Source organism: Cryobacterium sp. TMT2-4 (assembly GCF_004402575.1).
Taxonomy (GTDB): domain Bacteria; phylum Actinomycetota; class Actinomycetes; order Actinomycetales; family Microbacteriaceae; genus Cryobacterium; species Cryobacterium sandaracinum.
This window is the reverse complement of the sequence record NZ_SOGE01000001.1, coordinates 74481-87779: the sequence shown is the minus strand read 5'-3', so window position 1 is coordinate 87779 and position 13299 is coordinate 74481. Positions and strand designations below refer to the sequence as shown.

The window sequence follows — 13299 nt, the reverse complement described above, 5'->3', positions numbered from 1 at the left end:
GTGCATCCGGGCGGTCCGGCCTAGAGGGCCTATAAGTCGGTGTAGCCGAGATCGGGAGCCGGGAGAAAGCGGGCGACGGATGAGGGGGCGCCCGACAGCGCGAGGATCACCAGTTCGTTCTCCCCCGCAGTGAGCACCGGACCGGGCACGTACAGGGTAACCTGCGGCCCGCGATCCCAGAATCGGCCGAGGTTGAACCCGTTCAGCCAGGCCTGGCCCTTGCCCCAGCCGACGACGCTGAGAAAGAGGTCCACCCCGGGCTCGGCGACGAAACGCCCGCGGGCGAAGGCCGGGCCCGCCAGCGACCCACCGGGCATACCCCTCCGGAACAGGGAGGCGCCAAGTCCGGTCACGGCGTCGAGGCGCAGCGGGACCACCTGCCACGCCGGCTCCTCCGTGTCGAGGAGGGCCGGGCCGATCAGACCCTTGGCCTCGCCGATCCGGGGGCCGTAGTTGACCCTGCCCTGATCTTCGACGAGCACGTCGAGTCGCCCGGCAGCGTCACCGTCACCCACGCTCGGCAGGGTGAGCGAGCGGTCGTGGTTGTCGCGCTGGAGCACACCCACCGGCACACCGTCGAGAAACACCTGGGCGCGGTCGCGCACCTCAGCGAACGAGAGCACGCGGGCGGCACCCGGTGCCACCCGCGTGCGGTAGAGGGCGAACCCGGAATACTGGCCCACGGCATCCATGGTCGGCAACCCGGCGCCAGCAGCGGCAGGAACGACAGCCTCGACCCCCGCTGCAGCCTCGTCGGCCGGCACGCCCAGAACTTCGAGGGCATCCCACAGGCTGACCGACTCCCAGAGGGACACCTCGAAGGCCGGGGCCGCCCGCACCCGGTCCGGCAGCTCGTCCGGCACGCTCGTATATCGGGCGAGCACCTCCCGGAAGGCGTGGTACTTCTCGGTGGTCTGGCCGCTCTCCGACAGGGGCGCGTCGTAGTCATAGGACGTGATCGTGGGCTGGAACACGCCCTTGTCATTGGCGCCGTTCGTGAATCCGAAATTGGTGCCGCCGTGGAACATGTACAGATTGACGGATGCCCCAGTAGCCAGCAACTCGTCGAGCTCTCGCGCCGACTCTGCGGCCGAGGTGGTGTGGTGGTGTTCACCCCAGTGGTCGAACCATCCGTTCCAGAACTCCGCGCACATCAGCGGCCCGGTCGGCTGATGCCGCCGGAGGGTGGCCAGGCGTTCGCGGCTGCGTGCGCCGAACGACCCGGTCTTGTGCAGTTCGGGCAGGCTGCCGTCCTGCAGCATCTGGTCCGTCGGCTGGTCGATCGTGGTCAGTGGCACGGTGATGCCGTGGGCCCGGTTGAGCTCGACGAGCGCCGTGAGGTAGTCCTGATCGCGCCCGTAGGCACCGTACTCGTTCTCGATCTGCACCAGGATCACCGCTCCGCGGCGATCGATCTGCCGCTCGGCCACGATCGGCAGCACCTGCTCGAAGTACTCGGCGACGGCCGCCAGATACTGCGGCTCATTCCGGCGCACGCCCACTGTGGCGTTCTGGAACAGCCAGGCCGGCAATCCGCCGTTGTCCCATTCCGCACAGATAAACGGGCCGGGGCGCACGATCGCGTACAAACCCTCCGCAGCGACGAGGTCGAGAAAATGCGCCAGGTCGAGCGGCCCGTCGGTGCGGAACTCCCCGCGCACGGGTGCGTGCGCGTTCCAGGGCACGTAGGTCTCGATCGTGTTCAGGCCCATCAGCCGGGCCTTGTGGATGCGGTCGGCCCAGTGGTCGGGGTGCACCCGGAAGTAGTGGATGGCCCCGGCCAGCACTCGGAACGGCTGCCCATCGAGCAGGAAGTCCCGTTCCCCGATCGCGAAGCGGCCGGTCACGCGGTGCCGGCCGTCGTTGCCGCCACTGCCACTGCCGGCACAGCCTCCCGGGATCGGCGCAGCACGGCCACCCCGAACCGGGGCAGGTCCAGTTCGCCGTCGGTGAGCGTGGCCGGGCCGAGGTCGATGCCGATGAGTCCCGAGCCCGTGACGCCCGCCACCCGCACGACCTCCTCGCTGTGGTTGATGTAGAAGAGGTAGTCGTGGGTGTCGGACTGCCGGGCGGCGAGCTGCACCGATCCGTGCACGGCGGCAGGCAGCGGCGAGACGATCCCGGCCTGTGCGGCGAACCTTCCGACGAGGGTGGCCAGCGCCACGGTGTCGGGCACGGTGGCGACGAAGCAGGCCCGGCCGGCGCCGACAACCCGGCCCGTCACGGCGGGTACCCCGGGGTACGGACCGCCGACGAATCGGGCGAGCACCTCGACATCCGGCTGCACCGTGACGTCATGGGTGATCAGGATGCCTGTGCCTCCGTCGGGAAGGCTGGCGACGCCGGTCGGGCTGGTTCCCTCCAAACCCACGGTCTGGCCGGGAAGCAGCGGGCCGAATTCCTCCGCGCGCACGCCGAGCAGATCGCGGAAGGCGCCCGGGTATCCCCCGGGATAGACGTGGTCGTCGCGGTCGGCCAGGCCGGAGAACGCACCGACGACGAGGTGGCCCCCGGCACGGGCATAGTCACCGAGGGCGGCGGCGAGCGGCTCTGGAACGACGTAGAGCATCGGCGCAATCACGAGGTCGTAGCCGGCCAGGCCGTTCTCGGCCAGGGCGATGGCCGCGGGCACGATGTCGGCCTGCAGCCCGTTGGCCAGTGCTGCGGTGTACCAGTTCATGGCCTCCACCTTGTAGCGCAGCTGGTCGGTGGGGTGCGAGTCGAGCTCGGAGGCCCACCAGGAGTCCCAGTCGAAGAGGATGCCGATGCGAGCCTGCACGGTTGTCGTGCCGGCCACCTCGGCGAGGGCGACGAGCTCGGCGCCGAAGTCCACGACCCGGCGGAACATCGTGCTGTCCTCACCCGCGTGCGGGAGCATCGCCGAGTGGAATTTCTCCGCTCCGGCGAGAGACTGGCGCCACTGGAAGAAGCAGATCGCGTCGGCGCCGTGGGCCAAGTGCGTGAGGCTGTCCCGGCGCAGCTGCCCGGGCGCCTTGGCCAGGTTCACCGGTTGCCAGTTCACGGCGCCGGTGGAGTGCTCCATCAGGAACCAGGGGTCGCGTCTGGCGATCTGCCCGGTGAGGTTGGCCGAGAACGAGAGCTCCTCGAAGGCGAGCGGGTAGGCGCCGAGGAAGTAGTGGTCGTTCGAGACAATGTCCACCTCGGTTGCCCAGTCCGCGTAGTCCATCCCCTTCACTTCGCCCATCACCATGAAGTTCGTGGTGATCGGCACGTCCGGGGTGATGCGGCGCAGGATGTCCCGCTCGGCCACCAGGTAGTCCTTCAGTGCGTCGCTGGAAAACCGGGCGAAATCGAGTTGTTGGGTGGGGTTCGGGTGGGTTCCGGCCAGGCGAGGTGGCAGGATCTGGGTCCAGGCCGAGTAGTTCTGCGACCAGAAAGCCGTGCCCCAGGCCCGGTTGAGATCGGCGAGCGAGCCGTAGCGGGCTTCCAGCCAGACCCGGAAGGCCGCCGCCGCGTCATCCGAAAAGTCGTACACGTTGTGGCAGCCGAGCTCATTGCTCACATGCCACAGGGCGAGGGCCGGGTGGTCGGCGTAGCGCAGGGCCATCTTCTCGACCAGCGCGAGGGCGTAGCGGCGGAAGACCGGTGAGGTGGGGCGCCACTGCTGGCGTGCGCCGGGCCAGATCGTCTCGCCGACCCGGCTCTCGGGCAGCACCTCCGGGTGCAGCTCGGTCAGCCAGGGCGGCGGGCTGGCGGTGGCCGTGGCCAGGTCAACGGCGATGCCGTTGTCGTGCAGCAGATCAAGCACCCGGTCGAGCCAGGCGAAGTCCCACGAGTCGATGGTGGGCTGCAGCAGCGCCCAGGAGAAGATGCCGACGCTGACGATGTTCACGCCGGCCTCCCGCATCAGACGCACGTCGTCGGCCCAAACCGTTTCCGGCCACTGCTCCGGGTTGTAGTCGGCACCGTAGGCCAGCCGTGGTGTTTCAGCGGCCAGGCTCTGGCTGCCGTCGGCGAGAGGGTGGGCGTCGGGCCAGCGGACCCAGCGGGCCGGTGAAGTGTCGTGCGTCATGGTGTTCATCTCATTCGTCGTGCAGGGTGACTGGTGTGCCGGGCGGGCGGGGGCCACCGGATCTGCGGTGGCCCCCGCTCGCCCGTCGAGCGGGGCGGATACGCCCGGTTACTTGCTGTTGACGGTGAAGCCCTGCTCCACTCCGTAGGCTGCGGTCTCGTCCTGCCAGCCCTGGAGGCCGGTGTTCAGGTCGGTCTTGTTCTCGTAGGACTGTCCGACCGTGTCAGCGAAGATGCTGTTCGAGTAGACCTGGAACGGCAGGTAGGACCAGCCGGGTACGACGTCCTTGGCGGCCTTCACGAGCACCTCGTTGATCTTCTGGCCACCGAAATACTCGCTCTCGTAGCCGAGGAACTCCTCCGACTCGAGGTCGGCGACGGTGGAGGGGAAGCTGCCGCCGTCGATCTGCAGCTGCACCCCGGGGCCGGCGTTCAGGTACTCGACGAATCCGGCCGCAACGAGCTTGTTCGTGCTCTGTTCGAGCACGGCCACGCTGGAGCCGCCGTTCTCGGCGCTGGCCGCTTCACCGGCTTCGTAGGTGGGTAACGGGGCAACCCGCCAGTCACCGGCCGATTCGGTGATGCCCGATTCGAAGTTGGCGGGCATCCAGGCGCCGGTCAGCAGGGTCGAGATGGTGCCGTCTCCGAGGGCCTTGTACCACTCGTCGGTCCAGCCGACGATCGGGGAGACGAGGCCGTCCTGAACCATCGGGTTCCACATTTCCGTCCACTCCTTGGCACCGGCATCCTGCAGGTCGATCGTGACGTCGGTGCCGTTTTCGGTCGTGTACGGATGTCCGCCGGCCTGCCAGATCATGCTCGTGGCGAAGCCGGCGTCGCCGGAGTCGCTCGAGATGTAGCGGGACGGGTCGGCGGCGTGGATCGTGGCCGCTGCCGCGGTGTATTCGGCCCAGGTGGTCGGCACGGCGATGCTGTACTCGTCGAACACGGCCTTGTTGTAGAACATGGCCATGGGGCCGGAGTCCTGCGGAAGGGCGTAGAGACCGCCGTCGATGCTCACGTTGCCCCAGGTCGACGCCGTGAACTCGTCCTCGAGTTCGGCGAAGCCGAAGTCGTTGAGGTCGGCGAGGGAATCCGACAGAGCGAACTGCGGCAGGGCGTAATACTCGATCTGAGCCACATCGGGGGCGCCCGATCCGGCCTTGATCGCGTTCTGCAGCTTGGTGTACTCGGCGCTGCCGGTGCCCGCGTTGACCACCTTGACGGTGACGTTGGGGTATTCCTCCTGGAAGGCATCCGCTGCGGCCTGCACCGGGGTGCCCCAGGACCAGACCGTGATGGTGGATTTCTCCTGCAGAGCCGCCGCGATGTCGTCGGCGGTGCCGGTTTCGGCTCCCCCGGCGGAACCCGGCGCACAGGCCGCGAGCGATCCGACCAGGCACAGGCCGGTCACCATGGCCGCTACGGTGCGTCCCACGCGTCGTGCGGTGCGGTGTGTTGATTTCATTGTGAACCCTTCACTTCTTTGAGAATGGAGGCTGCTTGGATGGTTAGGCTTTGACGCTTCCGGCGGCCAGACCCGACTGCCAGTACCGCTGGAGAAATAGGAACGCGACCACGATGGGGATGATCGTGATCAGGGAGCCGGTGATCACGAGGTTGTAGATCACGTCACCGCCCACCGTCTGCGCCTGCTGATTCCACTGGTTCAGGCCCACGGTGAGCGGGTACCAGGTCGGTTCGCTCAGCATGATCAGCGGCAGGAAATAGTTGTTCCAGGTCCCGACGATCGAGAAGAGGAGCACGGTGACGAGCCCGGGGGCCAGTAACCGCAGGGAGATGGTGAAGAAAGTGCGGATCTCTCCCGCGCCGTCCATCCGCGCGGCCTCGAGTACCTCGGTGGGCACGGAGTCGAGAGCGTAGGTCCAGATCAGGTATAGCCCGAACGGGCTGATCAGTGACGGCAGGATCACGGCCCAGGGGGTGTTCGTCAGGCCGAGCTGGCTGAACATGAGGAAGGTGGGAACGGCCAGGGCCGTTCCGGGGATGGCCACGGCGCCGAGCACGACGGCGAAGACGGCCTTCTTGCCGGGAAAGTTGAACTTGGCCAGCCCGTACCCGCCGAGGGCCGCGAGGAACGTGGCCCCGCCCGCTCCGATGACCACGTACAGCAGCGTGTTGCCGAGCCAGCGCACGAAGACACCGCCGTCGTAGGTGAGCGTCTGGGCGATGTTGTCGAACAGGGCGAAGTCGCCGCTGAACCACAGGCCGAAAGAGTTGAGCAGCGAGGCCTGCGTCTTCGTCGAGCCGACGAACAGCCAGAACAGCGGGAGCAGGCTGTAGATCAGGAAGACGACCATGACCACCGTCAGCAGCACCGACTTGCGCTTGTGCTGACTGCCGGCGCTGGGGCGGGCGTAGCGGGATCGGCGCGGGGATATGCTGCGGGTGGCGGCGGTTGTCTCGCGCACTGCGGTCGAGGCCGGGGTCAGGGATTCGGGCGTGGTGAGGGCCATCTCAGACCTCCTTTCGGGTGCCGGTGATCTGCACGATGTAGGCGATGGATGCGGTGAGCAGACCGACGATAATGGCGATGGTCGCCGAGTAGTTGTACTGCTGCCCCGAGAAGGAGAGGTTGTAGGCGTACATGTTCGGGGAGAAGAAGGTGCTGATGGCGTTCGGGGCAAGTGAGCGCAGGATGCTCGGCTCGTTGAAGAGCTGGAAGCTTCCGATGATCGAGAAGATCGCTCCGATCACCATTGCGGGCCGCAAAGCGGGGAACTTGATGCTGCGGATGATCCGGAAGGTTCCCGCACCGTCGAGCTCTGCCGCCTCGTACAGGTCCGCGGGGATGACCCGCAGCGCCGCGTAGAACAAGATCATGTTGTAGCCGACGAATTCCCAGGTGACGATGTTGCCGATCGACGCGAGCACCCAGGTGCCGGATAGTGGCGAGGGGATGGTGATCCCGAAGAAGTCGTTCAGGTTGCCGACGAGGCCGAACTGGGTGCCGTACATGAAGCCCCACATCAGCGTTGCGACCACGGCCGGCACGGCATAGGGCAGGAAGATCGCGATGCGGAACAGCGGGGACAGGTGCAGTCGGGCGCTGTCGATGGCCAGTGCGGCGAAGAGTGCGAGGGCGAGCATGATCGGAACCTGCACGGCGAGGAACAGGGTGACCCGACCCAGGGACTCCCACAGCTTGGGATCCGACAGGGCTTGGGCGTAGTTTGCGAACCCGACGAACGAGTTGCCGCCGACCAACTGGTCCTTGTAGAGGCTCAGGTAGACCGAGTAGATCACGGGAGCGATCAGCACGACGGCGAAGACGACCATGAACGGGCCGACGAATTGCCAGCCCGTCCAGTCTCTTTTCTGCCTGCGCTGCGTGCGGGTCGCCGACCCGGCTGCGGGGTGATGTGACAACGTTGTCATGCTTGCCTTCTCAACTCATCATGGTTGCGGTTTGCCGATCGCGGTCATGTTTACGTAAACATGATGTATCAGGACGGTAGCATGTTTACGTAAACATATGGAAATGGAAAGCATGACCAACCCCCCGCAACGACGCACGGCGACATCCCGACTTCCATCGATGGCCGATGTGGCCGCCCTGGCGAAGGTTTCCTCCCAGACCGTGTCGCGGGTGGTCAACGGTCGCACCAACGTGGACGACGACACCCGGGAACGAGTTCTGGCCGCCATGGGCGAGGCCGGCTACCGGCCCAACAGCGCCGCCCGCTCACTGAAGTCCGGCCAATTCCGTTCCATCGGAGTCGTGCTCTACACCCTCTCGACGTTCGGCAATATGCGCACCCTCGATGCGGTCACCGCATCCTCCACCCTCGCCGGCTACTCGGTCACTCTCCTGCCGGTCGCCCTCGACACTGAGGACGGCGTGGCCAGCGCCGTCACCCGGCTCGCCGAGCAGGCGGTCGACGGCATCGTCATCATCATGGAGGCCCAGGTTCTCGACCGGGCGTCGATCACCCTCCCGACTGGGGTTCCCGTGGTGATCGTCGACTCCGATGCCGGAAGCCAATTCACGGTCGTCGACACCGACCAGGTCGACGGTGCCCGCCAGGCCACGCAGCACCTGCTCGACCTGGGCCACACCACCGTCTGGCATGTGGCCGGGCCCGACGCGGCGTTCTCCGCCCGTCGCCGGGCAGCCTCCTGGCGAGCGACCCTCGAGGAGGCAGGCACGCCGGTGCCGCCGCCCCTGGTGGGCGACTGGAGCGGCAAATCGGGCTACCAGCACGGACTGACATTGGCCGCGCGCAAGGATGTCACGGCGATCTTCGCCGCGAACGACCAGATGGCCCTCGGCATCCTGCGGGCTCTGCACGAGTCCGGGCGCGCCGTGCCGCAGTCGGTCAGCGTGATCGGCTTCGACGACATGCCCGACGCCGATTCCTTCTACCCACCTCTGACCACCGTGCATCAGGACTTCGGCGAGGTCGGCCGCCTTTGCATGGTGAGGCTGCTCGAACTCATCGAGTCAAACCGGCCACACCCCGGCGCCACCCTTGTGCCGGCGCACCTGGTGCTCCGGTCGAGCACGGCCTCTCCCTCGCGCCGGGACTGACCCCGCCCACTCGCGGAGCGAGAAGAGGGCGGCCACGAAACTGACGACGGGTGACGAAAGGCCCGCAATCACGTGGATTGCGGGCCTTTCGGCTCGACAACGTGTGACAGCAACCGGTGGTGGAGATGGGGGGAATTGAACCCCCGTCCACTGCTGTGGTCATATGCCTTCTACGGGTGTATCCAGTGAAATCGTTCTACTCGGCTCCGGAATTTGCCGCTGGCATCTAATCCGACGAGCCCAGCCCTCGTTTAAGTCCCCCTACACCCCGCGGCTCAGAGTAGGAGCAATCTCTCTAAATGACGTCAGGGTCCGGGTAGAGAGCATTCCCGGCCTGGCGGACTTCTTAGTGCGCTCGCTTAGGCAGCGAGGGCGAAGTCAGTGCGGTTTGATTTGGCACTTATTGTTTTGCAGAGATCGTTTACGAGATAACCCTGCATCCTCGACCCGCTTCTCATAATTGCGCAGGCAATGTCGAAACCGATCATCCCCATGTGCACTCACTGCCACCATGGCGGCATTCAAGTGGGTCACTGTCACACGCTGTTGAGTTTTCAATCTGCTGAGTGTCAATCCTCACGGCCCGAATGGATCGTGTAGCCCATTAGCTTACAATACGACGAGGTGGAAGGCTAGTCGCCGAGGTTTTTTCGGGCGGAGATGGCCCGGTCGGACTCGCGCTTGTCCTGGCGCTCGCGCAGTGTCTGGCGCTTGTCGTACTCTTTCTTGCCCTTGGCGACCGCGATCTCCACCTTGGCCTTGCCGTTCTTGAAGTAGAGCCGCAGCGGGACGAGCGTGTAGCCGCCCTCTTTGGTTTTGTGGCTGATTTTGATGATCTCCTGCTTGTGCATCAGGAGTTTGCGCTTGCGCCGCGGCGGGTGGTTGGTCCACGTGCCGGCGACGTACTCCTGGATGTGCACGGCGTCCAGCCAGATCTCGCCGTTCTCGATGAAAGCGTAGCCGTCGACGAGCGAAGCCCGACCGGCCCTGAGAGACTTGACCTCGGTGCCGCTGAGTACCATTCCGGCCTCGTAGGTCTCCTCAATGAGGTAATCGTGGCGTGCCTTGCGATTGGTCGAGACGACCTTCTCGCCTATTTCCCTGGGCACGGCATACTCCTCGACTCGGTGGATGTGTTCGGACGCGATGCCGACCAGCCCACCAGTCTAGCGCTCTGGGGGCGGGCCGAGCGGAGTAGGTCAGACCTTCAGATAGCGCGTGATGGCGAATTGAGCGGAGAAGGCCGCCAGCACCGCGCCGACCACCAACAGGATCGGAACCACCACGAGGGCGTCTTGCATGCCGACGAGGGAGAAGTTGGTCAGACGTTCGCCCAGATAGCCCTGCACGAACCAGTACACGAGACCGAGAACGGCGCCTCCCGCCAGCAGCGATCCCAGCAGAGCCGCGAAAACACCCTCCAGGATGAAGGGCGTTTGAATGAACCGATTGGATGCCCCGACCAGCCTCATGATGCCCAGCTCGCGCCGCCTGGAGAACGCGGAGAGACGGATGGTGGTGGCGATCAGCAGGGCCGCCGCCACAAGCATCAGCGCGGCGATGCCGATCGCGGTGTAACTGGCAACGTTCAGCACGGAGAAGATCTGGTCCAGGTACTTTCGTTGGTCCGCGACGTTCTCCACCCCGGCGACGCCGGACAGAGCCTCTACGAGCACATCCGATTGCGAGGGATCGCCGAGGTTGACCCAGAAGGTTTCGTTCAACTGGTCAGCGGTGACGTAGTCGACCACCGGGTTGTCGGCGAACTGCTTCTTGAAGTTCTCGAAGGCCTGGTCGTGAGTCTCGAAGTAGTACTTGTCGATGAACGGTGACAGGGTAGGGGTCTCGAGCTGCGCCTTGACCGTGTCAATCTGTTCGGGCGTGGCCTCCCCGGCCGTGCACGTCTCACCCGACGAAATGGCGGTGCACATGTAGATGCCCACCTGGGCGCGGTCGTACCAGAAGTTCTTCATCTGCCCGATCTGCATCTGCATCAGGATCGCGGCGCCGACGAAGGTTAGCGAGATGAAGGTCACGAGCACCACGGAAACGACCATGGAAGCGTTGCGGCGCAGGCCGTTGGCTGCTTCGGAGAGCACGAGTCCGAGTCTCATCGGGTGGGCCCTACATTCTGTTCGCCGGTCTGGTCCGGTTTTTCGCCCGGCGCGCGCAGCCCGAGCTTCTCGGCCAGGGTCAACTGCTCCGGTACGTCGTGCTGAGTGATCGGAAGAACCGGCCGGGTCATGGCCCGGCTCAGGTCGGTCATCGAAGCATCGGCGGCGGAATCCGCTTCTGCTTCTGCGTCCGTTTCTGCTTCTGCTTCTGCTTCTGCTTCTGCTTCCACTTCCACTTCCACTTCTGCGTCCTCGGACGATCCGTCGTCGAGGGGCGCCGGATCGGCCGGACCCTTCGCGGCTGAGAACGGGGCCGCGGCAGGCTCGGCGACCGGCGCCGGCACGGGAACCGGTGGAAAGGTGAGGGGAGGGTGCGACGCAGGCAGAACCTCGTCAGTGGGGACGGCGGGAGGGGCGGCGGCGGCCGGCGCGAAAATGGATGACGGTGCCGCAGCCGCAGGTGCCACACCCGACGAGCCACTGGGAACCTCTCGGGCGGAACGGCGCCCGGTGCCGGCGGTGGTGGTGGGGATGGCCGCGGTGGCGTAGCCACCCTGGCGCTCGTCGCGCACGATGCGTCCGCCGACGAGTTCGATCACGCGGCGCTGCATCTGGTCGACGATTCCGGCCTCGTGGGTGGCCATAATCACGGTCGTGCCGGCGGCGTTGATACGTTCGAGCAGGGCCATGATGCCGGCGCTGGTGGTGGGGTCGAGGTTTCCGGTGGGCTCGTCGGCCAGCAGGATCTGCGGCTTGTTCACGATGGCGCGGGCGATGGCAACACGCTGCTGCTCACCACCGGAGAGTTCGTGGGGCAGGCGCAGCGCCTTTTCGGCCAGTCCGACCATCTCGAGGGTGTCGGGTACGGCTTCCTGGATGAACCCGCGCGACTTGCCGATCACCTGCAGACTGAAGGCCACGTTGTCGAAAACGCTCTTATTCGGCAGCAGGCGGAAGTCTTGGAAGACGACGCCCATGTTGCGGCGGAAATAGGGCACCTTGCGGTTGGAGATCGACCGCAAGTCCTGTCCGAGCACGTGAATGCTGCCGCTGGTGGGTCGGTCTTCCTTCAGCACAAGGCGGAGGCAAGTCGATTTCCCCGAGCCGGAAGCACCGACGAGAAAGACGAACTCTCCGCGCAGCACCTCGACGCTGATGGCGTCCAGTGCCGGTCGGTTCGTTCCCGGATACTTCTTGGTGATGGTGTCAAAACGAATCATGGCCCCTTGAGCCTAGGCAGGCATCTTGATAATTCCTACTCCGACATACCTAACCGGTGACAGACCCGCAGATCAAGGCTCTAACCCTGCGGCGCCTGCTTGCGCCAACGGATGCCGGCGGCGATGAAACCGTCAAGGTCGCCGTCGAACACCTGGCCGGGATTGTTGACCTCGTAGTTGGTGCGCAGGTCCTTGACCATTTGGTACGGCGCGAGCACGTAGCTGCGCATCTGGTCGCCCCAGCTGGCCGTGATCACCCCGGCCAGCTCCTTCTTGGTGGCGGCTTCCTGCTCGCGCTGCAGCAACAGCAGCCGGGACTGCAGCACGCGCATGGCGGCGGCCCGGTTCTGGATCTGGCTCTTCTCGTTCTGGCAGCTCACCACCGTGCCCGTGGGCAGGTGGGTGATGCGCACGGCGGAGTCGGTCGTGTTCACGGACTGGCCGCCGGGTCCGCTGGAGCGGAAGACGTCGACCCGGATGTCGTTCTCGGGCACCTCGATCGACTCGGTCTGCTCGATCAGCGGAACCACCTCCACAGCGGCGAAGGAGGTCTGGCGTTTACCGGCGGAGTTGAAAGGGCTCATCCGCACGAGGCGGTGCGTGCCGGCCTCGACGCTCAGCGTGCCGAAGGCGTAGGGCGCATCCACCTGGATGGTCGCGCTCTTGATGCCGGCCTCTTCGGCGTAGCCCACGTCGAGCACCTGCACGGGGTAGTTGTGCTGCTCGGCCCAGCGCAGGTACATGCGCAGCAGCATCTCGGCGAAGTCGGCCGCGTCGACGCCGCCGGCGCCGGAACGGATGGTGATGACCGCCGGACGCACGTCGAATTCGCCGTTGAGCAGCGTGTGCACCTCGAGGTCGCCGAGCACCTTCGTGATGCTCGCGAGTTCCGCGGTGGCCTCGTCAGCCGATTCCTGGTCACCCTCGGCGTTGGCGAGTTCCACCAGCACCTCAAGGTCGTCGAGGCGGGACTCGATGCTCACGATGCGGGCCAGCTCCGACTGGCGATGGCTCAGCTGGCTGGTCACCTTCTGCGCGTGGTCGGAGTCGTCCCACAGATCGGGCGCACCGGCCTGTTCATTCAGGTCGGCGATATCGGTGCGGAGTCGATCGATATCGATCACCGACCGGATGTCGTCGAACGTGGCCCGCAGTGCGGCGATCTGCTCCGAGAATTCCAGCTCAATCATGTCGAACCCCAGCCTACCGGGCCACCCGGTCACGGCTTCCGCTCGTGGAGTCCGCTTTCAGCGCCGGATGCGGCTGGTCCGGACCCTGCAAAGGTCCATGCTGACCATTCCGTGTGGCCGCGGTTCGTGCACGGCGGAATGCCCTGCCCGGCGTCAACCAATTCGACGGAGATTCTCGTGTGAAAGCGCTC

Annotated in this window: 10 protein-coding genes and 1 other RNA gene; 1 reads left to right on the top strand and 10 read right to left on the bottom strand. The window is 65.8% G+C overall.

What is annotated here, in order from left to right; genetic code table 11:
- Window positions 1-29: 29 nt before the first annotated feature.
- The 5 genes from E3O54_RS00430 to E3O54_RS00410 all read right to left on the bottom strand — a co-directional run bounded on the left by E3O54_RS00430 (window position 30) and on the right by E3O54_RS00410 (window position 7431).
- Window positions 30-1847: a glycoside hydrolase family 35 protein gene (locus tag E3O54_RS00430; RefSeq protein WP_174720164.1), complete on the bottom strand. Its 1818-nt coding sequence runs from the start codon at window positions 1845-1847 to the stop codon at window positions 30-32.
- Complete coding sequence (locus E3O54_RS00425) at window positions 1844-4033, bottom strand: beta-galactosidase (protein ID WP_104102781.1); 2190 nt, start codon at window positions 4031-4033, stop codon at window positions 1844-1846. The genes E3O54_RS00430 and E3O54_RS00425 overlap by 4 nt, the downstream gene beginning before the upstream one ends.
- 108 nt (window positions 4034-4141) lie before the next feature.
- Window positions 4142-5500: a sugar ABC transporter substrate-binding protein gene (locus E3O54_RS00420; protein WP_134341822.1), complete on the bottom strand. Its 1359-nt coding sequence runs from the start codon at window positions 5498-5500 to the stop codon at window positions 4142-4144.
- 43 nt (window positions 5501-5543) lie between these two features.
- Window positions 5544-6509: a carbohydrate ABC transporter permease gene (locus tag E3O54_RS00415; protein WP_134341823.1), complete on the bottom strand. Its 966-nt coding sequence runs from the start codon at window positions 6507-6509 to the stop codon at window positions 5544-5546.
- Between the two features lies 1 nt (window position 6510).
- Window positions 6511-7431, bottom strand: coding sequence for a carbohydrate ABC transporter permease (locus tag E3O54_RS00410; protein WP_134341824.1), 921 nt, complete (start codon window positions 7429-7431; stop codon window positions 6511-6513).
- Between the two features lie 112 nt (window positions 7432-7543).
- Here E3O54_RS00410 and E3O54_RS00405 point away from each other — a divergent pair, with 112 nt between their 5' ends.
- A complete protein-coding gene (locus E3O54_RS00405; RefSeq protein ID WP_241976697.1) occupies window positions 7544-8584 on the top strand; it encodes a LacI family DNA-binding transcriptional regulator in 1041 nt (346 codons plus the stop codon).
- Window positions 8585-8701: 117 nt separating this feature from the next.
- Here E3O54_RS00405 and ssrA read toward each other — a convergent pair.
- From ssrA to prfB, 5 genes are all read right to left on the bottom strand, one after another.
- Window positions 8702-9076: a transfer-messenger RNA gene (gene ssrA, locus E3O54_RS00400) on the bottom strand.
- Window positions 9077-9216: 140 nt separating this feature from the next.
- Window positions 9217-9693, bottom strand: a complete 477-nt coding sequence (smpB, locus tag E3O54_RS00395; protein ID WP_104193627.1) for an SsrA-binding protein SmpB — start codon at window positions 9691-9693, stop codon at window positions 9217-9219.
- 90 nt (window positions 9694-9783) lie between these two features.
- Window positions 9784-10698 carry a permease-like cell division protein FtsX gene (gene ftsX / locus E3O54_RS00390; protein WP_134341825.1) on the bottom strand — a complete coding sequence of 305 codons (915 nt, stop codon included), beginning with the start codon at window positions 10696-10698 and terminating at the stop codon, window positions 9784-9786.
- Window positions 10695-11918: a cell division ATP-binding protein FtsE gene (gene ftsE, locus E3O54_RS00385; protein ID WP_134400703.1), complete on the bottom strand. Its 1224-nt coding sequence runs from the start codon at window positions 11916-11918 to the stop codon at window positions 10695-10697. Before ftsE ends, ftsX begins: the two co-directional genes overlap by 4 nt.
- Before the next feature lie 80 nt (window positions 11919-11998).
- Window positions 11999-13108: a peptide chain release factor 2 gene (gene prfB / locus E3O54_RS00380; protein WP_104102756.1), complete on the bottom strand. Its 1110-nt coding sequence runs from the start codon at window positions 13106-13108 to the stop codon at window positions 11999-12001.
- Between the last annotated feature and the right edge of the window lie 191 nt (window positions 13109-13299).